The organism is Pseudarthrobacter sp. R1 (genome assembly GCF_024494415.1).
Classification (GTDB): Bacteria; Actinomycetota; Actinomycetes; order Actinomycetales; family Micrococcaceae; genus Arthrobacter.
On sequence record NZ_JAMKFI010000011.1, the window covers coordinates 274,849 to 299,344 of the forward strand.

Sequence of the window (24,496 nt, forward strand, 5' to 3'; positions counted from 1 at the left end):
CGATGACAGTGCTGTTTATCGCGTGAAGGGTGTTTCCATGGCTGCAACCGCAGGTCCGCAGGCTTTCCTTGTTGGCGGGGTCCGAACGCCGGTGGGCAGATACGGCGGGGCGCTGTCCTCCATCCGCCCGGACGACCTGGCGGCCCTGGTAATCCGGGAGACCGTGAACCGGGCCGGGCTTGATCCGGACAGCATCGATGAGGTGATCCTGGGCAACGCCAACGGCGCTGGGGAGGAAAACCGGAACGTCGCACGGATGGCCACCCTGCTTGCCGGTTTGCCCCTCCACATCCCCGGCATCACCGTCAACCGGCTCTGCGCCTCCGGCCTCAGCGCCATCATCCAGGCGAGCCACATGATCAGGGCCGGCGCCGCGGACATCGTTATCGCCGGTGGTGTGGAATCCATGAGCCGCGCGCCCTGGGTCCAGGAAAAGCCCACCGCCGCCTTTGCCAAGCCCGGCCAGATCTTCGACACCTCCATCGGCTGGCGCTTCACCAACCCCCAGTTCCACAAGGGCGAACTGTCCCGGGACGGCAAGATGACGTACTCCATGCCCGAGACGGCCGAAGAAGTGGCCCGTGTGGACGGCATCTCCCGGGAGGACGCCGACGCCTTCGCGGTCCGCTCGCACCAGCGCTCCCTTGACGCCACCGCTGCGGGCCGGTTCAAGGACGAAATCGTCCCGGTCGCCGTCAAGACCCGGAAATCTGAGCATGTTGTGGACACGGATGAAGGTCCCCGGGCGGACACCACCATGGACGTCCTGGCCGGGCTGAAGCCGGTGGCGAACGGCGGCACCGTGGTCACGGCCGGCAACTCGTCGTCCCTTAACGACGGCGCGTCAGCCATCATCGTGGCGTCGGAAGCGGCCATCGAAAGGCTGGGGCTGACACCCCGCGCCCGCATCATCGATGGTGCCTCGGCCGGTTGTGAGCCCGAAATTATGGGTATTGGCCCGGTGCCGGCAACGCAGAAAGTCCTGAAGCGGAGCGGCCTCAGCGTCGGTGACCTCGGCGCCGTCGAACTTAACGAAGCGTTTGCCACGCAGTCCCTCGCCTGCATCCGCCGGCTGGGCCTGGAACCTGAAATTGTGAACAACGACGGCGGCGCCATCGCTTTGGGGCACCCGCTGGGTTCCAGCGGGGCAAGGATCGCCATCACCCTGCTGGGGCGGATGGAGCGTGAGGACGCGCGGATCGGGCTGGCCACCATGTGCATCGGCGTCGGCCAGGGGACCGCCATGCTGCTGGAGAAGGTCTAATGCCGGGCGCTGTGGACCTGGCGTCGGAAAAGTTCCATGCGCTGCTGGTGGAAGAGCGCGGCGACCGCGTGGTGGTGCTCCTCAACCGCCCCGAGGTCCGAAACGCCATCGACCAGCAGATGGTGGATGAACTCCACGTCGTCTGCGCTGCCCTTGAGCAGAACCCGAAGGTGCTCATCATCGCCGGCGTGGACGGTGTTTTTGCCTCGGGAGCGGACATCGCACAGCTGCGGGAACGCCGCCGGGACGATGCCCTGCAGGGAATCAACTCCACCATCTTCGTCCGGATCGCCAAGCTGCCCATGCCCGTGATTGCCGCTTTGGACGGTTACTGCCTCGGCGGCGGGGCAGAGCTCGCCTACGCGGCTGACTTCAGGATCGGCACACCGAACGTGCGCATCGGCAACCCGGAAACGGGGCTGGGCATCCTGGCCGCAGCCGGGGCCAGCTGGCGGCTGAAGGAACTGGTGGGGGAGCCGGTGGCGAAGCAGATTCTGCTGGCCGGCAGGGTCCTCGGGGCCGAGGAAGCCCTTGCGGTGAACCTCATTAGCGAGGTCCATAGCCCCGCCCAGCTTCTGGACGCTGCGCATGACCTGGCGGACAGGATCGGCCGGCAGGATCCACTGGCCGTGCGGATCACCAAGTCGGTGTTCCATGCACCGGCGGAAGCCCACCCCCTGATTGACCAGCTGGCCCAAGGCATCCTCTTTGAATCCGAGGCCAAGTTTGACCGGATGCAGCGGTTCCTGGATAAAAAGGCCAGCAAGGCCAACAACAGCGCCGGTGCGAAGGCCGGCACCGAGACCGGAGAGAAGAATCCATGAGCACACCGCAACCTGCCCCTGGCCTGCCTTCCCGCATCGGCGTCCTGGGCGGCGGCCGCATGGGTGCCGGCATCGCGCACGCCTTCCTGGTGAAGGGGGCGGACGTGCTGGTGATTGAGCGCGACGAGCAGTCCGCCGAGGCAGCCCGGGAACGGGTCGAATCAGCCGCAGCCAAGAGCATTGAGCGCGGCGCCGTCGACGCCAGCCTCGATGAGCTCGTTTCACGGCTTACCGTGGGCGTGGACTACGACGCCTTCAAGGACCGGCAACTGGTGGTCGAAGCGGTGCCCGAGGACTGGGACCTGAAGGTCACCGCGCTGCAGGGCATCGAGGAGCGGTTGGCGGATGATGCCTATTTGGCGTCAAACACGTCATCGCTGTCCGTGAATGGACTGGCCGGGGAACTGAAGCGGCCGGAAAACTTCCTGGGCCTGCATTTCTTCAACCCGGTGCCCGCGTCCACCCTGATCGAGGTGGTGCTGGGCGAACGCACGTCTCCCGGCCTTGCCGCTGCGGCGAAAGGGTGGGTGGAGGCACTCGGCAAGACCGCCGTCGTCGTCAATGATGCGCCGGGGTTCGCGTCCTCCCGACTGGGCGTGGCGGTCGCCCTGGAGGCGATGCGCATGGTGGAGGAGGGGGTGGCGTCCGCCGAGGACATCGACGCCGCCATGGTGCTTGGGTATAAACACCCCACCGGACCGCTTCGAACCACGGATATCGTCGGGCTGGATGTGCGTCTGGGCATTGCCGAATACCTGCACTCCACGCTGGGGGAGCGCTTCGCCCCGCCGCAGATCCTCAAGGACAAGGTGGCCCGCGGCGAACTGGGACGCAAAACCGGGAAGGGTTTTTTTGACTGGCCCAGCTAGGACCGCCGGCTAGTCGAAAAAGCCCACAATGTAGCCGACGAAGTATAGGAGTGACAGCAAAACCACTACTGCGATGGCTGCAATCACGAAGAACTGCGTGCTCTTCTTGGTGCCGTGTTCATCATGGCCCTGGGTGGTGGTTGTGGAGGCTTCGCCCGGCGGCGTTTCCCCTGGCGGCACTCCGCCGCCTGGCTCCAGGCCAGTGAGCTTGTCGTCTTCCGGGTCCGGATTGTGTCCTGACACGTTATCTCCCTCGTTTGCCGTCCTGGTGCTTTGCCCAGCGTAACCGGCCCTGTTGGTTGGACCTAGGCTGGTGCAGTGACCTTCCTTGAACCCCTTACCCTGACTGGCCGGTATGTAACCCTGGAGCCGCTGAATCCGGACCATCACGACGGCCTGGTTGATGCTGCACGCGACGGCGAGCTGTGGCGCCTCTGGTACACGTCGGTGCCGTCGCCGGACGAAATGGCAGCGGAAATCGAGCGGCGGCTCGCCCTGCAGGAGCAGGGCTCGATGCTGCCGTTCACTACCCGGCTGATCGATCCGGCCACCGGCGGCCCCGGCAGGATCATCGGGATGACCACCTACATGAATGTCGACGCCGGCACTCCCCGTGTTGAGATCGGCTCCACCTGGAACTCCGCTTCCGTGCAAGGGACCGGGACAAACCCGGACTCCAAGCTGCTCCTCCTGCGGCACGCGTTTGAGGTTCTTGGCTGCCCTGCCGTGGAGTTCCGGACGCACTGGCTCAACCACCAGTCGCGCGAGGCCATTGCGCGGCTGGGTGCCAAGCAGGACGGCGTACTCCGCAACCACTCTAGGACGCGCGACGGCCTCCTGCGCGACACGGTGGTGTTCTCCATCCTCGAACACGAATGGCCCATGGTCCGCGCCGGGCTGGAGTACCGGCTGGCCCGGCGGGGCTAGGAAACCGAGTAGGCGCCGGCGGCACGCAGGACCTTAAAGTACGCCTCGTAGCCGTCCTCATTGGGGTGGAAGTTATCCGGATTGACGGGTTCACCTGGGCCGGAAGGGATCAGGTTGATCCAGGGATCCGTGGGTGACAAAGCGCCATGGCCGAGGAAGGCCGACCGCACATCAACAAACTGGACGTCGGGGTCTTCCTTAGTGGCGGCGTTGGCGGCAGCCGCCGCCGCCAGGATGTTTCCATTGAGGAGGTCAGACAGTTGCGTGGCCTGGTAAATGAACTGCGCTGCCGGATCGGTCCTGCCTGCTTCGATGGGATCGAGGAGGTAGGGGTAGCCGGTGACCACGATCTTGGCATTGGGCGCTGCAGCCTGTACGCCCCTGATCATCGAGAGCAGCTCGCTGTACAGCTGTCCGCCCTGAAGCTTCGTCATCGCACCGGTAATGGCAGTGTTGCAGGCCTCGCCGGGGGTGGCCCCTGCCAGGGCCACGCCGCATGCGGTGATGATGGCGCCGAAGCCGATGTTGTTGCCGCCTGCCGTGATGGTTACCAGCTCGGTGCTCTTGTTCAACTGACGGAGCTGGTCGCTGACCACATCCTGGGTGGTCTTGCCGCTGCAGGCCGCGTTAACCACAAGCTTGATGGCCTTGGACTCATCAGCGAGCTCGGAATACGCGTTGTCGCTGCGGAAGCAATCATCCAGGTACGGCCCGGCGCCCTGCCCGGCGGCAAAGGAGTCTCCGAGCGCAATGTATCTGGTCTTGTCCGCAGCCTCGGCCGGGGCAGTGGCCACCCCTGCAGCCATGGCGAGGGCGGCGAGGCCGGCAACAAAAGCCGAGTGGCGCCGTCGTACTACTGGATTTCCCATTTTGTTCCCCTTCGAACGTCCGCCGCGAACTGGGCGCAGTCAGCTAGTCGCCACCGTATACCTCGCTAACCGGTCACTGGTAGGCCGCACCCCAATGTCGGCCGGGCCTCTACCCGTTAGAGGTGCAACGGATGTGACTCATGTGATTAGCTGTGCGGATGAACAGAGCGGACGGACCGATGGGCTGGGACGGCGCTGTCAACGCGTGGCACGTGGCCGGCGGGGTTTACCGGATGGGGCGGCGGGAGTGGCTGACCACGGCTGGATGGCGGCACGCCTACAGCGACGGCGTCCGCACCGTGATAGATCTCCGCAACACTCCCGAGGCCCGGCGCCGGGACAGCGATCCCCTCGTGGCGGATTCGGCGTTGGCTGGGATCATCCTAGTTTCGGCGCCCACCGAAGAGCCCGGCCATCCGCGCTTTACAGAAATTTCCGGCCCTTACCTCAACGACCCCGCCTATTATGCGGACAACGCCAGGATCTTCCCGGAGAAGCTGTCGGGAGTTTTTCGTGAGCTGGCCGCAGCATCGACGCGGGGCAACGTGGTGCTGCACTGCGCCGCCGGAAGGGACCGCAGCGGCATGGTGGCCGCCATGGTCCAGGACCTCGCAGGGCACTCCGACCAGGAAATCGCAGAGGGCTACCGGCGCGCCGCCCGCGGCATCAATGAGCGCTACCGCACCCACGGCCCGCCGCACGACCGCGAACGCTATGTTGAGGAAGCCGAGCTGGCCCCTGTGCTCGAGCAGCGCGGAGACGCAGTCGTGGAGTTTGTGCGGAGCCTGGACACCCGGGCCTTCTTGCTGCGGCACGGCCTCAGCCCTGCTGAGCTGGACGCGGTGATGGCACTCTGCGGAGCCGGAGTGTCACGATGAGCGCCGACAACCTGCGGAGCGCCGGAAATCTGCGGCGTTTCCTTGCCTCTGGCGCCGCCGCGGGAGTATTGGCGTCGTCGGCTTTTGCCGTAAGTCCGGTGTGGGCGGCGGACGCCACTGAGTTGCCCGAGCCTCCTGCAGCCGTCACTGATGCACAACATTCCGGCCTGTCTGCGGCTGCCCTCGAGGAAGCTGTCCTGCGTGATCTGGGAATGACGCCCGAGGAGTTTGCTGCGGCGGGAGAGCGGGGTATCGAGGCAGCAGGGGTGGCCAACCGGCTGCGGGACGTCCCTGGCTACTCGGGGATCCGGCTCCAGGACGGGCAGATTCTGGTGTCGGGCTCCGGGGCGGAGCTGCTGGCGGAAGTTGCTGTGCTTGCACAGACCGTCCCCGCCCTTGCAGTGGAGGACGCCGCCGGTCCGGTGGCGGCCGAAGCACGTGTCGATGACAATGCGCCAAGCCCGGGCTCCGAACTCGCCGTCAGTACTGAGCAGCTGTTCCAGGCGTATATCCGTGAGGTGGGCACCGAGGGCCTGCAGGCCGTAGTGGCCTCGGGCGGAAAGTTTGTCATCCGGACCGGTGGCGTAAATTCGCCGGAAGCGGGGTCGGATGCTGTTGAGGGCGGTACGGCTGAGTCTGGCTCAGCGCCTGGCGGTCCGACGGCTGCCACTGCCCCTGTGGGCTCCGGCAAGAAGTCGCCTTCCGAGTTCGTGGCTCGGTTTGCCAATGTGGAGCTCGACGGCGGCGCTCCGCTGGCGCCAGAGGCCGACGTTCCCGGGGGAGTCGGCTACATTGCGGATACGGGGTGGTTCTGCTCGACAGGCTTTTCTGCCTTTGACCCTGCCGGGCTGCCGGCAGTTCTTACCGCAGGGCATTGTGCTTCGGACGGTGCTGCCCAAACGGCCGACCTGGAATCCCAGTTCAACAGGTTAGGGCTGCTGGGCAGGTTTGGCTTCAGCCAGTTCGGCGGCACTGGCAACTCGTGGGTGCTCGATCCCAACACCGCCATCGGCCCTGACAACACTGCAGTAACCGATCCAGGCAACGTCGGAACCGATATCGCCGTCATCGAGTCCCTCCGCCCCGACCTGGACCCGCTGCCCGCCACCAGTACCTGGGGGGACACCTCGGAGCCTGAGCCTAATGTCAAGATCATCGGCACGACCGATCCCGTAGCAGGGATGCCTGTCTGCCGTTCGGGCAGAACCTCCGCCTGGTCCTGTGGCAAAGTCGACGCGGTTGGGATTTTTATTGTCCCCGGGCCGACGTATGTTGAGCCCACTGAAACCAGCGATCCCGGTGAACCCCTCGACCTGAGGGCGGTCCGGGGCTTCATGTCCTACGGCGTGCAGTCCAGCGGTGGAGACTCCGGCGGACCCTACGTCAGCGGAAACTACGCTGTGGGAACACACGCTGCCGGGGACACACCCGATGAGTTCGGCAACGTCATCCAGAATTTCGCCGTTGGTGCCACCCTCACTGACGGCCTCAGCGTCCTGCCCGGCTACCAGCTGGAGCTGTTCCTCAATAAGCCGGTGGTGGCATCCCCGGCGCCGGGCGCCGTGTACGAGGCTGGCCAGGCAATCAGCGGCAGCGTCCCGGCAGCGCCGGCCACAGCGATTGCAGCCGGGTCGAAAGTCCGCATCAGGGTCGAGGGGAAGGAGCTGTTCGAGGTCCCCGTTAACGCTGACGGAACCTGGGCCTTTCCAGCCCCCGAGGGGAATGGGCCGCTCCGCTTCACGGCCGAGACGGTCAACGGGTTCAGCGTCTCCGGAACCAGCAGCTTCGAATTCACCGCCCCCGCTGCATCGGCTGAACCCTCTGCCGCGGCTGACCCAGCCCCGCTGGCACGGCCGGCTTCCGCGGACGGCCCGCCCGCCGTCGTCGTGACCCCGCCCGTCAGAACCCCTCCTGCCGGCCTCGCCAATACCGGAGGCAACGCCGACCGGAGGGATACCGGCAACCTGGCCTACACCGGCCCGTCCGCGCTTCTCCCCGCGGCAGGCGCTGCCGCAACCGCAATCGCCGTCGGTGCCGTGCTGATGGCGCTGGTCCGCCGTCGGAGGACCCAGACGCCCGAGAAAAGGTTCTGACACGCTCGAGCGCCGGCCGGGTTACTTGTGCCGCCGCATCAGCAGGTTGGTGATGCGCATGGTGCAGAGCCGTTGGCCGGCCTCGTTGGTGATGACCACCTCGTGCGTTGTGAGCGTCCCGCCCAGATGGATGGGTGTGGCGGTGATGGTCACCTGGCCCTCCCGCGCCGAGCGGTGGTGGGTGGCGGAGACATCCACACCCACGGCCGTCTTGCCCATGGTGCTCGCATGGATCACGGCAGCCCAGGACCCGACGGCTTCGCCCACGGCCAGCGACGCCCCGCCGTGCAGCAGCCCGAAGGACTGCCTGTTTCCCTCCACAGGCATGGTGGCCACCACGCGCTCCACCGACTCCTCGAGGATCTTCACACCCATCTTCTCGTCGAGCTCACCGAGGGTAATCTTCCACAACTCGTGTGCATCAGGGTGGTTCTCCACAGCTGCATCCTTCGGTGAGGCGGCGCTCATGTGATCTCCTTCTGGGTGGTCATTTCGGGCCCGGCCTTCTAGTCTGCACCACGGCCTGTCATGTATGGTGAATATATTACCGAACGGACGGTCAGTAATCACTGGCCGCCTTTGTATGCCCCTTGTTGGAAGGACCCGTCAACGATGACCACCACCGCCACAGCTCCCCAGGCCACGGTCGACACCGTGGAGACCGTGCCCAGCTTCATCATGGATGCGTGGTGGACGCCCGACGACGGTTCCACCGGTTCCGCTGTCCCCGTACGCGACGCGAGCACCGGGGAGATCCTGGCCAAGGTGAGCACGGAGGGGCTGGACCTTTCCACCGTCGTCGACTACGGCCGCACCACCGGACAGGCCGAACTCGGGCAGCTGACCTTCCACCAGCGCGCCCTCAAGCTCAAGGAACTGGCGCAGTACCTCCACGCCCGGCGCGAACACTTCTACTCCTTCTCCGCCCAGACCGGCGCCACCAAGGTCGACTCCATGATCGACATCGACGGCGGCATCGGCGTCCTCTTCACGTTCGGCTCCAAGGGCCGGCGCGAACTGCCGAACTCGCAGGTGGTGGTGGACGGGCCCATGGAGGTACTGTCCAAGGACGGCTCCTTCGCCGGCGAGCACATCTACACCCGCATCCCGGGCGTCGCCGTGCAGATCAACGCGTTCAACTTCCCCGTGTGGGGCATGCTGGAGAAGTTCGCCCCGGCCTTCATCGCCGGCGTTCCCACCATCGTCAAGCCCGCCACGCCCACCGGCTACGTGGCGGCGGCCGTGGTGAAGGCCATTGTTGAATCCAACATCCTCCCCAAGGGCTCGCTGCAGCTGATCTCCGGTTCCGTCCGCGGGCTGCTGGATGTGCTGGACTACCGCGACCTGGTGGCCTTTACCGGCTCTGCCTCCACCGCCCTGTCCCTGAAATCCCACCCCAACGTGGTCCAGGGCGGCGTCCGGTTCACCTCCGAAACCGACTCCCTGAACGCCGCGATCCTGGGCCCCGACGCCGTTGAGGGAACACCGGAATTTGACGCCTTCGTGAAGTCCGTCGTCACGGAAATGACCGCAAAGGCGGGGCAGAAGTGCACCGCCATCCGCCGCGCCATCGTCCCGAACGAGCTGGTAGCCGCGGTGTCCGCGGCCGTCGGCAAACGGATCTCCGAACGTGTTGTCCTGGGAGACCCCCGGGCCGACGGCGTCACCATGGGTGCGCTCGCATCCGTGGAGCAGCTCGAGGACGTCCGCGCGGCCGTGCAGTCAATGCTCGACGCCGGCGGTGAGCTCGCGTACGGAACGCTCGAATCGCCGTCGGTCACCTCCGCCGACGGATCCACGGGTGTGGTGGACGGCGGCGCCTTCATGGCTCCGGTCCTGCTGAACTGGCATGACCCCGAGGCGGAGGAAGTGCACTCGCTGGAGGCCTTCGGCCCCGTTTCCTCCGTGATCGGCTACAGGGACATTCCCGATGCCATTCGCCTCGCCGCCCGCGGTAACGGCTCCCTGGTGGCCTCGGTGTGCACCAACGATCCGGCCGTGGCCCGCGAACTCGTGATGGGCATCGCCGCCCACCACGGCCGCGTCCTGATGCTCAACCGCGAGGACGCCCGCAGCTCCACCGGCCACGGCTCCCCCGTTCCGCACCTGGTCCACGGCGGCCCGGGCCGCGCCGGCGGCGGTGAGGAACTGGGCGGGATCCGCTCGGTGATGCACCACATGCAGCGCACGGCCATCCAGGGCTCACCGAACATGTTGACCGCCGTTACAGGGGTCTGGCACGCCGGGGCCGACCGCAACTTCACCGTTGAAACTGAGGGGACCCACCCCTTCCGGAAGTCGCTGGAAAAGCTGCAGATTGGAGACGCCGTCCGGTCCGAGCTGCGCCAGGTCAGGCTGGAGGACATTTCGGCCTTCGCCAACTCAACCGGCGACACGTTCTACGCGCACACCAACCAGGAAGCCGCGGAAGCCAACCCGTTCTTCCCGGGCATCGTGGCCCACGGCTACCTCCTGCTGGCCTGGGGCGCCGGACTGTTCGTGGAGCCCGCCCCAGGCCCGGTCCTGGCCAACTACGGGCTGGAGAACCTGCGCTTCGTCACGCCGGTGGCTGCTGGTGATTCCATCCGTGTCACGCTGACTGCCAAGAAGATCACCCCGCGTGAAACGGACGAGTACGGTGAGGTTGCCTGGGACGCAGTGCTTACCAACCAGAACGACGAGATCGTGGCCACCTACGACGTCCTCACCCTGGTCGCGAAGTAGCCCCACCCCCCGGGACGCTCTCTCACTTAATGCGCGATTTCCCCTGACGCTCTCTCACTCTCCTGAGGGAAGTGAGAGAGCGTTTCGGGTTGGGGCGCATTAAGTGAGAGAGCGTTTGAAGCAGGGGAAACGGGCGGCGCTTTTCGGTGCGGGCGGGCGTAAAATTCTCCCCGTAGGAGGTGGCCATATGACCCTAAGAATGAACACAGCCACCACCGTCCTGCCAGTCGATGATCCGATGCGCGCCCGCAGGTTCTACACGGAAAAACTCGGGCTCCCGCACCGCGGCATGACAGACGATGGAAGCGAACTACTCGGCACCAACGGCGGCCCGATGCTGCAGCTGATGCCCGTCTCGGATGGAAAACACTCCGAGCACACTGCGATCAGCTTCGAGGTGACGGACATCGAGCGGACCGTCCGGGACATGGAAGCCAGGGGAGTGCAGTTCCAGGACTACGACCTGCCGAACCTGAAGACCGAGAACCACATCTGCACCACGAACTCGGAGAAGTGCGCCTGGTTCATGGACACGGAGCACAACATCCTCTGCGTCCACGAATCGCTGGGTGTCCAGGCCGAGTACGAACTCTAAAACCCCCTAAAAGCGGCAGGGACGCCCCGATCAACCGGGGCGCCCCTACCGTCGTTTACGCCGGAAGTGTCAGGATTCGGCACCGCTGTGCAGGCCGTCGTCGCTGCTGTCGTCCGACGGCGCCGCCCCTGTCTGGTCGGAGAGGTCCATGTTGCCGCGGGCTTCATCCATGGTGGGGCCGCCGGAGGGAACGCTGTAGGTGTCCGGGCGGATGCCGTGGGACTGTTCCTCGATCAGCGCCTGCTCCTCGCTGAAGCGGATGGCGTTGGCTTCGTCTGCGGCATCCTGGGGAATGTCCTCGCGGACCTTGGACGGGTCCGGAATGATGAAGCCGGCGTTCGGTTCTTCCTTGGCGCTCATTGTCTAACCTTCCTTTTGGGTTTACTACTCTGTTGGCCGGTCGATAAGGTCCGCTTTGATGTCCAGCGTCTGGTCATCCCGCCGGACTTTGAAACCTACGGTATCGCCGGGGTTGCGGTTCCGGAGTTCAGCCAGGAGCTTCTCGGGCGCATTCAGCTCCGCTCCTTCCATGGATTCCAGGACGTCGCCGGGGCGGATTCCGGCCCTGCCCGCCGGGCCGTCCCCGTCCACGGACAAAACGACGACGCCGGTGGTTGCGTCGATGCCCAGCTGGTCCGCGATCTGCGGCGTCAGTTCGCCCGGGGTGAGGCCGAGATAGGCGTGTTCGGCCGTACCATCGGCGAGCAGCTCCTCCGCCACCTGGACAGCGGTGGCGGCAGGGATGGCAAAGCCCAGGGATACGGCGCCGGCGGATGGCGGGATGTAGGCCTCGCTGATGCCGATGATTTCACCGCGCATGTTGATGACAGCACCGCCGGAATTGCCGGGGCTGATGGGCGCATCGGTCTGGATCAGGTCCACCAGGGAGAGGCTGTTGGAGGCGGAACCCGGAATTGAACGGTGGAGGCCGGAGATGATGCCTGCGGTGGCGGTGTTTTCAAAGCCCAGCGGGGAACCCAGTACCAGGGCACCTTCTCCCACGCGGGGAAGGCTGTTCTGGTAGGTGGGCTTGGGCAGGCCGGTGCGGTTGGCCTGTACCAGGGCCAGATCCGTGACAGGATCCGTGGCCCGCACAGTCCCCTCTACCCGCTGCCCGTCCGCGAAACCGACCTCAACCGCGGTGTTGCCCCGCACCACATGCTCGTTGGTGAGGATGAGGCCGTCCTCCGAATACACCACACCGCTGCCCAACCCGCCCTCGGTGAAGATGGTCACCACGGACGGGGCCAGGTTCTCCACCAGCTGGGGAATGCCGCCGGCTGCATCAGGAGCGGGGGCATTCGCGGTGGGTGAAGCGGTTGCGTTGGACGGGCTGTTGGTGCCGGCAGTGGTGGCGGCGGACGGGTCGCTGGGGGCCGGAGGAGCAGGCAGGCCGGTGCACCCCGTGAGGCCCAGGGACACCGCCAGTACCGCGCCTCCGGCTGCCGCACGCACGCGGGCAGGCCGTCGGGATCCTCTGCTGATACTGGTGCTCATGGAAGGCCTCCTGCGGATGCTGGCTGGTCCTACCACCGTAACCGGGCAGCCGCAGAAATACCAAGCACACTTAGTATCTTGGCCCGGCGAGGGGGCCTAAGGCTGGGAGTGGAGCCCGTCGAACGCCATGGTGATGACGTCGTCCGCAAGTTTTTCGGGCGAAAGCGAGCCGCCGGGCTTGTACCATTCCACGATCGAGTTAATCATGCCGAACAGGAGCCGGGTGACGGTCCGGGGATCGATATCCTGCCGCAGCGAGCCCTCGTCCCGGGCATTGGAGATCAGCGCGGCCACCTTGTGGTCGAAGGTGCGGCGCCGTTCCAGCGCGTTGCGTTCGATCTCGGTGTTGCCGCGCAGGCGCAGGAGCAGCGTGACGAACGGGAGGCGGTCCACCAGCACGGACACCGTCTGCCGGAGCACAAACTCAAGCCGCGCGTCGGCCGCGCCGGAGGTAGCCTCCGGTTGTTCGAGGATGGCCTCAAGGCCTCCAAGCGCGTGGTCAAGGGCGAGCTTGAGGAGGTCGCCCTTGGACGGCACGTGGTGGTAGATCGCCGACTTTGAAATGCCCAGGTTGTCCGCCAGGATGCCCATGGACGTTGCGTCGTAACCGTGCCGGTTGAAAACGTCGACGGCGATGCGCAGCACCGACTGCTGGTCGTAACCGGGCCGGCCGCGCTTGGCGCCGGCGGCGGTACTTGCTGTTTCAGTGGTGCTGGGCATGGTGCCTAGTTTCTCATGAACGGTCGGTCAGTCTGCGCGTGCTGGTCCTAGCCTTTCGGCCGGAGGTCGTAGATGCGCCGCAGTTTGCCGTTGGACCGCTCAAGTGAGCCCGGCTCCACCACATCCACGGTGCACGAAGAACCCACGTGGATCTTGATCTGCTCCTGCAGGGCGCGCGCCGCCGTCGTGCTCTGCTCGGGGGTGACGGCGTCGCGGCGTTCGATCCGGACGGTGAGCTGGTCCATCCGCTGGCCCTCAGGGCGGGTGAGTTCGAGCTGGAAGTGGGGGCTGAGCTCGGGGATCCGCAGGGCGATTTCCTCGATTTGGGACGGGAAGAGGTTGACGCCGCGGAGGATGATCATGTCGTCGCTGCGGCCGGTGATGCGGCCCATCCTGCGGTGCGCGGGGCGGGCTGTGCCGGGAAGGAGCCGGGTGAGGTCCTTGGTGCGGTAGCGGATGATGGGCAGCGCTTCCTTGGTGAGCGACGTGAAAACGAGTTCGCCGTGTTCGCCGTCGCGCAGGACGTTTTCCTTGCCCACTACCGGTTTGAAGGCGTCGATGATTTCGGGACGGAAGTGGTCTTCCCAGATGTGGCTGCCGTCCTGGGTTTCCACTGCCTCGCCGGCGACGCCCGGGCCCATCACCTCTGAAAGCCCGTAGATGTCGCAGGCCTTGATGTTCATGGTGACTTCGAGTTCGTGCCGCATCTCCTGGGTCCAGGGCTCGGCGCCGAGGACGGCGAACTTGAGGGAGGTGGAGGCCGGGTCGATGCCCATGTGCGCCATGGCGTCGGCGATGGTCAGCAGGTAGGTGGGGGTGGCCAGGATGGCGTCGGGCTTGAAGTCCTGGATCAGCTGGATCTGGCGTTCGGTCTGCCCGCCGGACATCGGGATGACGGTGCAGCCGAGGGCTTCCGCTCCGGCATGGGCGCCCAGGCCGCCGGTGAACAGGCCGTAGCCGTAGGCGTTGTGGACCTTCATGCCGGGACGGATACCGGACGCGCGGAAGCAGCGGGCCACGAGTTTGGCCCAGTCCGCCAGGTCCTGCTTGGTGTAGCCGACGACGGTGGGCCGGCCCGTGGTGCCCGAGCTGGCGTGCACGCGGGCTACTTCGCTCTGCGGCACGGCGAACATCCCGAACGGGTATTCGGCGCGCAGGTCTTCCTTGGTGGTGAACGGGAAATTGCCCAGGTCGCTGAGTTCACGCAGGTCGGCGGGGTGGATGCCGGCGTCGTCGAACTTGCGCTTGTACAGGGGTACGCGCTCGTAGGCGTAGGCCACGGTGTGCTGGAGCCGGGTGAGTTGCAGGGCCTCGAGCTCGTCGCGGGAGATGGTCTCCTCGCGGTCCAGGACGGCGTCAGGCGCGGCGGTGGACGTTGCTGCAGTCGGGGCGGGGGTTTCGGGGGCGTGGAGGGTCATGGTCTACCTACTTCTTGGGGATGGTGCGGCTGCGTCCGCGGAACTCGGCAATGAGTTCGCCGGGGGTGTCGGAGTTGGCGGCTTCTGCCGGAGGGGCGTCGGCAGCGAAAATTTGGATGTCATAGAGGCCGCTGCGCCCGGCGCTGGAGCGGCGGTCCGCGACGGCGGTCAGCACCTGGCCGCGGAAGGCCGGCTTGAGGAAATTGATGTCGACGCCGGAGGCCACAGTGATGTTGTTTTCCTCCCCGGGTGCCGGGACGGCAGGGTTGCACGCAAGCGCAAACGCCGTATCACCGAAGGCGAAGATCATTCCGCCGTGGGCCATGCCGAAGCCGTTGAGCATTTCCTGCCGGAGCTTCATGCGGATGGTGGCATGGCCGTCGCTCAGTGAGAGGACTTCGATGCCCATCCACTCGGAGGCGTAATCGTTCTCCAGGATCTGGTGGTGGGGCCCGGAAAGGGTTGTTTCAGCCATGCGTCATTGCCTCCAGCTTTATTTACCGAATGTTCATTAGGTAATCCCATGAGGGGGTGCGGTGTCAAGGGGAACGCCTTGCCACGGGACGCATGGGACGGCAGCGACGGGCCTCCGGATTGCCCCGAAGACCCGTCTCGCGGAGCGCGAAGCGTCATCTCGCGGGGTGGGAAGTGCAAGGATGGGAGGACCGGCACCAGCACACCAGCAAAAGGGCGGACCATGGCCAAAAGCATCTACGTCAGCGCAACCACCCCCGGATCGGGCAAATCCCTCGTGGCCCTGGGCCTGGCGGATACCCTGCACCGGCATGCCGACAGGATCGGCTTCTTCAAACCTGTGGTGCATGGCCCGAATGCGGCGGACGATCCCATGGTGGCGCTCATGAAGTCGAGGTTCGCGCTGGAGGATGAGCGCTGCCGCGGCGGCCTTACCCACGAGGAGGTCCGGTTCCTGCTCGCCGAAGGCAATCGCGAGGAGATCGATTCCCGCTGCGTGGAAATCTTCGCCGAGATGTCCCGCCACTGCGACGTCGTGATTGTGGAGGGCACCGACCTCACGGGCCAGGACGCCGCCGTCGAATTCGACCTCAACGCGCGCCTGGCCAACAACCTGGCCGCCCCCGTGGTGGCCGTGGTCGGGGCCAAGGGGCGGACCGTGGCTGAGGCGGCGGCCGCCGTCGAGGTTGCCCGCAAGGAGCTCGCCGCGGAGAAATGCGCGCTGCTGGCCATTATGGTGAACCGCGCTGACCCGGACGACGTCGACGCTATAGCCGCCGCCGTCAAGCCCGGCGCCTCCAAGCGGCCCGTCTACGTCTTGCCCGAGCTGGAGGAAATCGCCCGCCCCACCACCGGGGAAGTGGCTGCCGCGCTTGGCGTGCGGCAGATTGCCGGCCGGGCGGACATGGAGCGCGACGTCCGGGACATCAAGGTGGCGGCCATGAACGTGGGTAACTTCCTGAACGTGCTGGACGAGGGTGCCTTGGTGATCGTGCCGGGGGACCGCGCGGACGTGATGGTGGCCTGCCTCGCGTCGTCCTTCTCGCCCGAGTTTCCCGTGGCTTCAGCGCTCATCCTCACGGGCGGGCTGGCGCCGGACGCCAACATCTATCCCCTCCTGGCCCAGGCGCCATTCCCCGTGTTTGCCGCCCCGGAGGACACGTACACCACGGCCCGCCGCGTCTCGGAAGTCCGGAGCGAGATCTGGTCCGGGCACCGCCGCAAGGTGGCCTCGGCCCTGGGCCTCTGGTCCCGCAGCGTGGACGAGGCGGAGCTGGTGGAGCGGCTGCACCTGCCGCGGGCGGAGCGGATGACCCCGCTCCGCTTCCTGCACGACCTCATCGAACGGGCCCGGGCGCAGCGCCGCCACGTGGTTCTCCCCGAGGGGACGGATGTACGGATCCTGCGCGCGGCGGAAATCCTGCACCGGCGCGACGTCTGCGACCTGACCGTGCTCGGGCCGGAATCGGACGTCCGCGAGCTGGCCGCTGCCCGCGGTATCGACCTGTCCGGCATCAACATCGTGGATCCCGCCACCTCCGACCTGCGGCAGAAGTTCGCCGAGCAGTACTCGGAGCTGCGGGCACACAAGGGTGTGGACCTGGCCAAAGCCCTGGAGATCATGCAGGATGTCAGCTACTTCGGCACCATGATGGTCCAGCTGGGCGTGGTGGACGGGATGGTGTCCGGAGCTGCCCACACCACCGCGCACACCATCCGGCCCGCACTGGAGTTTGTGAAGACCCGCGAGGGCGTGAAAATCGTGTCGTCCGTGTTCCTGATGCTGATGCCGGACCGGGTGCTGGTCTACGGTGACTGCGCGGTGAACCCGGACCCGAACGTGGAGCAGCTGGCGGATATCGCGCTGGCCTCGGCCGAGACCGCAGCTCAGTTTGGCGTCGAGCCGCGGGTGGCCATGCTCTCCTACTCCACCGGCGGTTCCGGGTCCGGCTCGGCCGTGGACCAGGTGCGGCAGGCCACCGAGCTGGTCCGCCAGCGCCGCCCCGACCTCGCCGTCGAAGGCCCCATCCAGTACGACGCCGCCGTGGACGCTTCGATCGCCGAATCCAAAATGCCGGGCTCCTCCGTGGCCGGGCAGGCCACCGTGTTCATCTTCCCGGACCTCAACACCGGCAACAACACGTACAAGGCGGTGCAGCAGAGCTCGGGTGCTGTCGCCGTCGGGCCCGTCCTGCAGGGGCTGCGGAAGCCGGTCAACGACCTCTCCCGCGGCTGCACCGTGGAGGACATCGTGAACACCGTGGCCATCACGGCCATCCAGGCGCAGGCGCCGGCCTCGTAGCCTGCGCGGCACAGGCTTCCCTTTTGCAGGGATCAGCTGTTGTCCGGCTTGGCCAGGCTTTGATCGTCCTCCTGCTTGGCCGGCTCGTCGGACAGGCCCTGCGGGGTCAGGTCGAGATCCTCGGTGTTTTCGGGGGCCTGCGGGGCTTCGCCGGTTTCGGCGGCCTTGACGTTGCCGGTGTCGTCCAGGGCAGGGTTGGCACCCTCAACGCCAGTGGGATCCTTGGTACCGGAGCCTGGGCCGGCGTCGGAGTCCGCCTGCGGTTGGAGGGGTGCCGTGCTGCTGGAACCCGTGTTGGTGGGGTCGTTCTCGTCGATCGAAGCGGGCTCGTTCGTCATGGAATTGTCCTCTCGGGGCGTGGTCCAGCCTGTCCGCCGACTCTAGGCACAGCCCGCTCACAATCGCAAGGAAACTGCGTGGCACCAGGGCAACCTATAGTGTGGTTTGAACTGCAGAAGCCAGGCTCAGGAGGCCCCGCATGCTCGTGCTTGTCATCAATTCCGGCTCGTCCTCGCTCAAGTACCAGGTGCGCGACGTCGCCGCAGGGAGCGTCTTGACCGAGGGGCTGATCGAAAAGATCGGCATGGGCAACGGCGGCGACGGTGACGGCGAGATCGAGGGCCCGCGGGACCACGCCGAGGCGCTGGAGCAGGTGGACGCAGCCATCCACCAGGAACTGGGCGGCCTGGAGCTGGCCGCCGTGGGGCACCGCGTGGTGCACGGCGGCGAGCGGTTTGCCGAGCCGGTGCTGATCGACAACGAGATCACCCGCGCGATCGAGCGGCTCAACCCGCTGGCGCCCCTGCACAACCCGGCCAATGTCCTGGGCATCCGCGCGATCACCAAAAAGTGGCCGGACATGCCGCAGGTGGCCGTGTTTGACACAGCTTTCCCCCGCACCCTTCCGGAGCACGCCTGGCGCTACGCCGTCCCGGACGAGCTCTACACGAACCACGGCATCCGCCGCTATGGCTTCCACGGCACGTCCCATGAGTACGTCACCCGCCGCGCCGCCGCGCTGCTGGACCTTCGGGTTGAGGAGTTCGACGGCGTCATCGCCCACCTGGGCAACGGCGCCTCCGTCACGGCCATCAGGGGAGGCCATTCCGTGGATACGTCCATGGGCTTCACCCCGCTGGAGGGCCTGGTGATGGGGACCCGTTCGGGCGCCCGGGCCCCCTCCATCCTGGTGTTCCTCGGCCGGGCCGGCTGGACCCCTGAAGACATCGACACCATGCTCAACCGCGAATCCGGGCTGAAGGGCCTGGCCGGCAACAACGACATGCGTTCGGTGGTCGAGGCAGCCGAGGCCGGGGACGCCAAGGCGGCCACCGCGCTCGGCGTCACCTCGTACCGGCTGGCCAAATACATCGGCGGCTACCACGTGGCTGTGGGCGGAGCCAAGGCGCTGGTGTTTACCGCCGGCATCGGAGAGAACTCGCACCAGTTCCGCGCGCTCGTGGCGGAGAAGCTGGGTGCCCTGGGCATAGAGCTCGACGCCGGCCTGAACGCCGAGCGGTCCAAGGAACCCCGCGTCATTTCCACCCCGGAGTCCGCCATCCCCGTCCTGGTGGTTCCCACTGACGAGGAACGCGCCATCGCGGAGGCGACGGCCGCCGTCGTAGGATCCGGGCCTGCCCGCTAGCCTCCTTCCCATGCCTGAGATCACCCTGCCGATCCGCACAGAGCGGCTGATCCTGCGCCGCTTTGAGGGCAGTGACCTGGACGCCTTCCACGCGTACCATTCGCTGGCGGAGACGGCCCGGTTCCTGCCTGGACCGGCCAAGAGCTACACGGAGTCGATGGAGCGGGTGGGCCGGTACGCCAACTTCGTTTTCGAGAAGGAGGGCGACTGGGTGGCCCTGGCTATCGAGTCGGCAGACCAGGCCGGGCTGCAGGGCGAGGTGGTGCTGAAATGGTTGCCGGGCCGGGCCCAAGGCGAGGTGGGCTGGGCCCTGGCTCCGGGTGCCAGGGGCAAGGGCTACGCCACCGAGGCCGCAGCGGCGATGCTCCGGCTTGGCTTCGAGGAGCTGGGCCTGCACCGGATCGAGGCGCGCCTGGACGAGCTCAACACGGCGTCCGCGGAGCTCTGCTGCCGTTTGGGCATGCGGCAGGAAGCGCGGCACGTGGACAAGTGGCACTACAAAGGCCAGTGGGCCACTGAGTTGATCTACGCGGTCCTGGCCGACGAGTGGCGCGTCCACCAGGCCCTAAAACGGACCAGGCCCTAAAACCCCGAACCCCCTGGCGACGCTCTCTCACTTGATGCGGCCTTTTTTCGAACGCTCTCTCACTCGATGTGGCCTTTTCTTAAACGCTCTCTCACCCCTCAGGCGCGGCCCTTGAGGATCAGGTTCCAGTACACCTGGGGGAAGATGTCCCGGTCCACCACCCAGGACAGCTTGCTCTCGTTCCAGGTGGGCACACGGGGGATCGTGGGCATGGGCCGGTACCGGTCGTCGAACTCCGCAAACACCACGGTGTTGCGCGACACCGTGAACGGGCACACGGAGTAGCCGTTGTACTTGGCCGGCAGCGGTTTCCCCTTCCGGGCGGCCACCAGGTTCTTGGCCAGCACCTTTGTCTGCTTGCGCAGGGCACCGCCGGACTTGGAGTTGGTGGTCCCGGCCGCGTCGCCGAGGGACCAGACGTTGTGGAACCGGATATGCCGGAGGGTCTGCCGGTCCACCTCCACAAAACCGCCCGCATCAGCCGGGGCGGGCAGGTCGGTTGCCTTGAGCCAGTCCGGCGCCGACTGGGGCGGGACGGCGTTCAGGACGTCGTAGTGCAGGTTTTCCTCGACGCCGGACTCGATGTTCCGCACGGTCGCCTTCTGGCCCGCAGCATCGACGGACACCAGTTCGCTGTTGGTCCGCAGCTCGATGCCGTACTCGGCGATCTTGCGGTCCAGTTCCCGGTCCACCTCCGCCACCCCGAACACAGTGGGGTAGGGCTGGACCATCACAACCCGGATTTGGTCCAGGACGCCCTGTTCCCGCCAGTAGTCGCAGGCAAGGTACATCGGTTTTTGGGCTGCGCCGCCGCACTTGATGGGGCCGGCCGGCATGGTGAACACGGCGGTGCCGGATTTCAGGGCGCTGAGCAGTGTCCACGCCTTGGACGCCAGCTCAAACTCGTAGTGGGAAGCCCCATTGGGGGAATGCACAGCCTCGGCCAGGCCGGGCACCGCGTCCCAGTCGTACTGCAGGCCCGGGCAGACCACCAGCTGGCCGTATGCCACGGTGGCTCCGGATTCAAGGTTGACTGTGTTCGAGTCCGTGTCCACGCCCGTGGCGGAATCGCGGATCCAGGTGACACCCTTCGGGATCAGGGGTTCCTGCGGCCGGACGGCTTCCTTGGCTGCTGCCCTGCCGCCGGCGATGTGGGAGAACAGCGGCTGGAAGTAATGGTGCTCGCGGGGCTCAATGACGGCCACGTCCTTGACGCCGTAGCGCTCCAGCCGGGCAGCCAGGGAGATGCCGGCGTTGCCGCCGCCAATGATCACAACCTCGTGCTGTGCGGCCACTGCGCTACTTCTTTTCCGTCAGGGCGGAAGCCTTGTGGGCGGCCCGCGCGCCGGTCTTCGCCGATTCCACCACGTACTGGGGCTCGTCCTCGCTGGCGCGGTGTTTGTTGCCGTCCAGTTCGAAGTCGCTGGTCTTCTTCTCCACGATCTTGCCGTGCGTCTTGCCCTGTGGCGTGTTCCATTCCACGGACGTTCCCTTGCTCAACGACATGTGCTCTCCTAGCTGGGATTTACGGTGGGTAGGGGTTCCACAGCGGGGGCTGTGCCCCCAGTATCCGCCGTTGGGGCCGGCGTCTCAATGGGGGCGTACGACGGCGGTGCGTCGCCGGGGGCGGGCTGCGTCGCCGGTGCTGTTGCGGCCCCCGTTCCTGCCGGAGCAGGTGCCAGGGCTCCCGTGCCGGGTGGACTTGGGGCGGGTGTAGCCGGCGCAGCTGGACTTGTGGGATCCGATGTTGCCGCCGGTACGTCGGTTGGGCCAGGAGTGACGGTTTGGGTGGAGCCCTGGGCGGCACGCGGATCGGCCTGGACGATGGCCGTGATCTGGTCTTTGAAGGCGGCGAGCCGGCCCTGGATTTCCGAAAGCGGCACGTTCTGGATGTTCCGGCCGTACTCGGCAATTTCTGCCCACAGGGCCGCCAGCTGGGCCATGCCGGATTCACTCAGCGGACCATCCAGTGTGAGGACCAGTTGGCTGGCCAGCGCATAGGTGACGCACTTGAGGCAGTTGTAGTTGGCCGCGGCCGAAAGGTTCTCCGGGACGATCACGTCCGCCTGGCCCACGATGAGGACCACCTGGAAGCCCACCGCCACCGCTGCGCAGCCGGTGCAGCTGGCAAAGGCGTACGCCTCGTTCCTGGTGTCAACGGGATCCCCGTCCTCGGCCCACACCAGCGCGAAGGCCACACTGTAGGTGACAGAACCGTCGGTGGTGTTCACGGCCAGGGCCTGGTTGCCGTCCTGCTCAGGCGCCGCCGGCCGGTCGAAGGGGAAGACCCACGACGGCGGGGCAGCCGCTGCGGGAGAAGTGGAAGGGGATGAAGCCGGGCCGGAGCCGGGCGAAGCCTCCACCGGCACCAGCACCATGCTCAGCTGCGGGTTCTCCCGGGTTGGCTTAGCAGCGCCTTCGGGCCACAGCGCCACGGTCCTTCCGCTGCTGCCTTCCCGCAGGACGGTGTCCGCAGCAGGGAGGATCGACGTCGTTGCATCCGCCAGCGTGCCGCGTTCGTACGGTTGCACCGGACGGTACGTCCCGCCGTCGGGCCACCATGCCCAGCCCAGCCCGGCGAGCAGCGCCGCCACAACACCCATGGCCGCCGTGCGCCGCAGGACGTTGCCGCGCGTCTTCTGCCAGAGCCCGGTAACCAGCTGCCGCAGCAGCCGCAGCAGGATGTACAGCATGCCCAGCATGGGAAGGGCCACGGCCGCGATGGCCAGGACCCGCACTGCAGCGCCCGCCGGGTCGCCCGCGGAAAGGCTTTCGGTGAACAGTTCCTGCTGCCTCACGGCACTGCTCCATGCCGTGGCCAGCAGCCGCGGCAGGGCGAGCACCATCATGGCCAAACTGAACAGCAGCAGAGGCACGGTCACCAGCACCCAAACACTCACCACGGCCCTTGCCCAGGGCTTGAGCACCTTGTTTTCCGGTTTTCCCCAATGCCAGGGCAGCAGGCCCAGGAGGGTGGGCTTAATGCGCTGGAACAGGTCGGGTACGCCGGTGGCGTCAGCCAGGATGTGATAACCGTCGAACCTCACCAGGGGGAGCAGCTGCCGGACCATCTGCAGGATCTGGGTGACCACCACCAGCAGCAGGGCATCAAAGCCGGTGGCCCACCACAGCCCCATGATCCCCACTGCAACAATCGCGTTGAAGTACAGGCCGCCAAAATCTGTGCGTATCCGGCCGCCGCGGCCCAGCCGGTACGAATCGGTGACGTCAGTGAAGAACGCCGGCCAGACGAGGTAAAGACCCATGCCCATGGCGCCGGGTGTTGCGCCTCCTTTGCGCGCCGCTGCGGCATGGCCAAACTCGTGGAAACCGGCGGAAAGGATGGTGATGGCAAAAATCAGCAGCAGCAGTGCCGGGTTGGCGAACGCCTCGTGGGTGGCCGAGCCGAGGCCCTTCACCATCAGCACCCACCAACAGGCGGCCAGAAACGCAGCTGTGACGGCCACGACGATCAGCGGATTGAAGAGCACCGCGAAGGGTGCCGTGATTTTCCGGGTGCGTTCGGGGTCCGTCACGGTGTAGCGGAAGCGCATGCCCAGTAACGGGTCTGCCTTCCGGACTTCCGGCTCGGAGCCATCAGCCAGGCGGAGCAGGCCCATGGGCAGCAGCTGGGAGTCCATCAGTGTGCGCACGTTGTCGGCGCTGATGAGGCGTCCGGAACCCGCCGTGGCGTGCTGCGCGATCTCTTCCACGCTCCGGTTTCCGTCTGCAGCTTCCAGCACCAGGTACAGCAGCCGGGTCAGCTGCAGGGTCTGACCGTCCGCGCGGCGGACCAGGGAAGGCGGTTCCCGGTAACCCGACCCCTCGGACTGCCCCAACAGCTGGACGCCGTCGGCACGCGAGGGAACCTGCAGCGGGTGTTCGGCAAGGGAGGCAGGGGACGACGGCGGGCCGGCCTCAGGGCGCGGCCCGCCGGTGGCGTGGGTCATCTGTGCTTACTGTTCGAGGTTGGACTGCTGGTCCGCGGAGGCGTTGGCTTCGCCCTCGATCTGCTGCGAGATGATGGCGTCCTGCTCGGCCACCGCGTAGGCCTGGCTGTCGATGGAGCCGATGTTCGCTGCGACGGCGGCGTCGATAGGAGCGGCGACGTTTGCGTTCGCGGCCACTGCGCCGTTGATGGGTGCGGCGATGTCGGCGTCGGCCGCGAGGTCCACGTTGACGTTGAGCAGGTCCCCGTCCAGTGCGGCGGCGGGATCCACCGGCAGTGCGCCGACGTCGGGCAGGGCGCCGCCCAGGCCGTCCTCGGGGACGATGCCGTCTGTGGCCGTTCCGTCGGGGAGGAGGCTCCCGGCGTCGGCCGTTCCCGCAACGGTGCCCGGTTCAGTGGTTCCGGTGCCCGCCGTGGTGCCGCCGTCGTCAACGGTGTCGTTGCCCTGGTTGATGGTGCTGTCCTGGGTGGATTCGGCGTTCGCGTCGGCCACGATGCCCTGGTCGATCATGACGCCCTGGTCCGCCAGGGCCTGGGCCTCGGAGCCAAAGGAAAGGATGTTGGCCGAGGCTGCGGCGTCGATCGGTGCGGCCACGTTGGCGTTGGCCGCCACCGCAAGGTCGATGGGTGCTGCCGCATCGATGCCCAGGTCCAGGTCCGCGTTCAGGTCAAGGACAGAGGCAACTTCCTTGTCCGGCAGGGCTGTTGCTTGCTCCGACATCAGTTCATCGTCGGTCAGGGGACGCATTTCCTGTTCCATGCTCACGCAAACCTCCAGATTGGGCGCCGGGTGGCCTGCCCCCAGCGGGCAGTCGGCGCCAGACAATAGTAAGCATGATGAGCATTTTTTAGTACAGGTGGG

At 66.5% G+C, this 24,496-nt stretch carries 24 protein-coding genes; 11 read left to right on the forward strand and 13 right to left on the reverse strand.

Annotation, left to right across the window (positions count from 1 at the left end; all coding sequences use genetic code 11):
• Window positions 1–37 precede the first annotated feature (37 nt).
• The 3 genes from M8J71_RS22245 to M8J71_RS22255 are packed head-to-tail and all read left to right on the forward strand — an operon-like array spanning window position 38 to window position 2,957.
• The gene (locus M8J71_RS22245; protein WP_256250030.1) at window positions 38–1,264 is read left to right on the forward strand and encodes a thiolase family protein; all 1,227 of its coding nucleotides are present in this window, start codon (window positions 38–40) and stop codon (window positions 1,262–1,264) included.
• Window positions 1,264–2,088: an enoyl-CoA hydratase/isomerase family protein gene (locus M8J71_RS22250; RefSeq protein ID WP_256250031.1), complete on the forward strand. Its 825-nt coding sequence runs from the start codon at window positions 1,264–1,266 to the stop codon at window positions 2,086–2,088. The genes M8J71_RS22245 and M8J71_RS22250 overlap by 1 nt, the downstream gene beginning before the upstream one ends.
• Complete coding sequence (locus tag M8J71_RS22255; RefSeq protein ID WP_256250032.1) at window positions 2,085–2,957, forward strand: 3-hydroxyacyl-CoA dehydrogenase family protein; 873 nt, start codon at window positions 2,085–2,087, stop codon at window positions 2,955–2,957. Before M8J71_RS22250 ends, M8J71_RS22255 begins: the two co-directional genes overlap by 4 nt.
• Before the next feature lie 9 nt (window positions 2,958–2,966).
• Here M8J71_RS22255 and M8J71_RS22260 read toward each other — a convergent pair whose 3' ends face one another.
• Window positions 2,967–3,200 carry a DUF6480 family protein gene (locus tag M8J71_RS22260; protein WP_256250033.1) on the reverse strand — a complete coding sequence of 78 codons (234 nt, stop codon included), beginning with the start codon at window positions 3,198–3,200 and terminating at the stop codon, window positions 2,967–2,969.
• 75 nt (window positions 3,201–3,275) lie between these two features.
• Between M8J71_RS22260 and M8J71_RS22265 the strand changes: the two genes are divergently transcribed.
• Complete coding sequence (locus M8J71_RS22265; protein ID WP_256250034.1) at window positions 3,276–3,884, forward strand: GNAT family N-acetyltransferase; 609 nt, start codon at window positions 3,276–3,278, stop codon at window positions 3,882–3,884.
• On the opposite strand, the gene M8J71_RS22270 is transcribed toward M8J71_RS22265, so the two are convergent.
• A complete protein-coding gene (locus M8J71_RS22270; RefSeq protein WP_256250036.1) occupies window positions 3,881–4,753 on the reverse strand; it encodes an SGNH/GDSL hydrolase family protein in 873 nt (290 codons plus the stop codon). The genes M8J71_RS22265 and M8J71_RS22270 overlap by 4 nt on opposite strands.
• Window positions 4,754–4,911: 158 nt before the next feature.
• Here M8J71_RS22270 and M8J71_RS22275 point away from each other — a divergent pair, with 158 nt between their 5' ends.
• Entirely contained in the window at window positions 4,912–5,631 is a 720-nt protein-coding gene (locus M8J71_RS22275) for a tyrosine-protein phosphatase (protein ID WP_256250040.1), read from the forward strand.
• Entirely contained in the window at window positions 5,628–7,724 is a 2,097-nt protein-coding gene (locus tag M8J71_RS22280) for a S1 family peptidase (RefSeq protein ID WP_256250042.1), read from the forward strand. Before M8J71_RS22275 ends, M8J71_RS22280 begins: the two co-directional genes overlap by 4 nt.
• 21 nt (window positions 7,725–7,745) lie before the next feature.
• Here the strand turns inward: M8J71_RS22280 and M8J71_RS22285 are convergent, their stop codons facing one another.
• On the reverse strand, window positions 7,746–8,192 hold the full coding sequence (locus M8J71_RS22285) for a PaaI family thioesterase (protein WP_256250045.1): 447 nt from the start codon (window positions 8,190–8,192) through the stop codon (window positions 7,746–7,748).
• A gap of 144 nt (window positions 8,193–8,336) precedes the next feature.
• On the opposite strand from M8J71_RS22285, the gene paaZ reads away from it, so the two are divergent.
• Together paaZ and M8J71_RS22295 are read left to right on the forward strand one after the other, a co-directional pair.
• Complete coding sequence (gene paaZ, locus M8J71_RS22290; RefSeq protein WP_256250046.1) at window positions 8,337–10,448, forward strand: phenylacetic acid degradation bifunctional protein PaaZ; 2,112 nt, start codon at window positions 8,337–8,339, stop codon at window positions 10,446–10,448.
• A 187-nt stretch (window positions 10,449–10,635) separates the two neighbouring features.
• The gene (locus tag M8J71_RS22295) at window positions 10,636–11,043 is read left to right on the forward strand and encodes a VOC family protein (protein ID WP_205484679.1); all 408 of its coding nucleotides are present in this window, start codon (window positions 10,636–10,638) and stop codon (window positions 11,041–11,043) included.
• Between the two features lie 69 nt (window positions 11,044–11,112).
• Here M8J71_RS22295 and M8J71_RS22300 read toward each other — a convergent pair whose 3' ends face one another.
• From M8J71_RS22300 to M8J71_RS22320, 5 genes are all read right to left on the reverse strand, one after another.
• The gene (locus M8J71_RS22300; protein ID WP_163168054.1) at window positions 11,113–11,403 is read right to left on the reverse strand and encodes a hypothetical protein; all 291 of its coding nucleotides are present in this window, start codon (window positions 11,401–11,403) and stop codon (window positions 11,113–11,115) included.
• Between the two features lie 24 nt (window positions 11,404–11,427).
• Complete coding sequence (locus M8J71_RS22305; RefSeq protein ID WP_256250047.1) at window positions 11,428–12,540, reverse strand: S1C family serine protease; 1,113 nt, start codon at window positions 12,538–12,540, stop codon at window positions 11,428–11,430.
• A 96-nt stretch (window positions 12,541–12,636) separates the two neighbouring features.
• On the reverse strand, window positions 12,637–13,260 hold the full coding sequence (locus M8J71_RS22310) for a TetR/AcrR family transcriptional regulator (RefSeq protein WP_256250048.1): 624 nt from the start codon (window positions 13,258–13,260) through the stop codon (window positions 12,637–12,639).
• A 47-nt stretch (window positions 13,261–13,307) separates the two neighbouring features.
• The gene (gene paaK / locus M8J71_RS22315) at window positions 13,308–14,678 is read right to left on the reverse strand and encodes a phenylacetate--CoA ligase PaaK (protein WP_256250049.1); all 1,371 of its coding nucleotides are present in this window, start codon (window positions 14,676–14,678) and stop codon (window positions 13,308–13,310) included.
• A gap of 7 nt (window positions 14,679–14,685) precedes the next feature.
• Window positions 14,686–15,153 carry a hotdog fold thioesterase gene (locus tag M8J71_RS22320; RefSeq protein WP_256250050.1) on the reverse strand — a complete coding sequence of 156 codons (468 nt, stop codon included), beginning with the start codon at window positions 15,151–15,153 and terminating at the stop codon, window positions 14,686–14,688.
• A gap of 222 nt (window positions 15,154–15,375) precedes the next feature.
• Here M8J71_RS22320 and pta point away from each other — a divergent pair, with 222 nt between their 5' ends.
• A complete protein-coding gene (pta, locus tag M8J71_RS22325; protein WP_256250051.1) occupies window positions 15,376–17,454 on the forward strand; it encodes a phosphate acetyltransferase in 2,079 nt (692 codons plus the stop codon).
• Between the two features lie 32 nt (window positions 17,455–17,486).
• Here pta and M8J71_RS22330 read toward each other — a convergent pair whose 3' ends face one another.
• The gene (locus tag M8J71_RS22330) at window positions 17,487–17,792 is read right to left on the reverse strand and encodes a hypothetical protein (RefSeq protein ID WP_256250052.1); all 306 of its coding nucleotides are present in this window, start codon (window positions 17,790–17,792) and stop codon (window positions 17,487–17,489) included.
• A 140-nt stretch (window positions 17,793–17,932) separates the two neighbouring features.
• On the opposite strand from M8J71_RS22330, the gene M8J71_RS22335 reads away from it, so the two are divergent.
• Complete coding sequence (locus M8J71_RS22335; protein ID WP_256250053.1) at window positions 17,933–19,099, forward strand: acetate kinase; 1,167 nt, start codon at window positions 17,933–17,935, stop codon at window positions 19,097–19,099.
• A 10-nt stretch (window positions 19,100–19,109) separates the two neighbouring features.
• Complete coding sequence (locus M8J71_RS22340; protein WP_256250054.1) at window positions 19,110–19,685, forward strand: GNAT family N-acetyltransferase; 576 nt, start codon at window positions 19,110–19,112, stop codon at window positions 19,683–19,685.
• Window positions 19,686–19,783: 98 nt separating this feature from the next.
• Here M8J71_RS22340 and M8J71_RS22345 read toward each other — a convergent pair whose 3' ends face one another.
• From M8J71_RS22345 to M8J71_RS22360, 4 genes are read right to left on the reverse strand one after another with little or no spacing between them, the layout of a single operon-like run.
• Window positions 19,784–20,980 (reverse strand): NAD(P)/FAD-dependent oxidoreductase, encoded by a 1,197-nt coding sequence (locus M8J71_RS22345; protein WP_256250055.1) that lies wholly within the window; start codon window positions 20,978–20,980, stop codon window positions 19,784–19,786.
• Window positions 20,981–20,984: 4 nt separating this feature from the next.
• Window positions 20,985–21,191: a DUF2945 domain-containing protein gene (locus tag M8J71_RS22350; RefSeq protein ID WP_163168045.1), complete on the reverse strand. Its 207-nt coding sequence runs from the start codon at window positions 21,189–21,191 to the stop codon at window positions 20,985–20,987.
• An 8-nt stretch (window positions 21,192–21,199) separates the two neighbouring features.
• A complete protein-coding gene (locus M8J71_RS22355) occupies window positions 21,200–23,635 on the reverse strand; it encodes a hypothetical protein (RefSeq protein ID WP_256250058.1) in 2,436 nt (811 codons plus the stop codon).
• A gap of 6 nt (window positions 23,636–23,641) precedes the next feature.
• Window positions 23,642–24,394 carry a peptidoglycan-binding protein gene (locus M8J71_RS22360; RefSeq protein WP_256250108.1) on the reverse strand — a complete coding sequence of 251 codons (753 nt, stop codon included), beginning with the start codon at window positions 24,392–24,394 and terminating at the stop codon, window positions 23,642–23,644.
• Window positions 24,395–24,496: the final 102 nt, after the last annotated feature.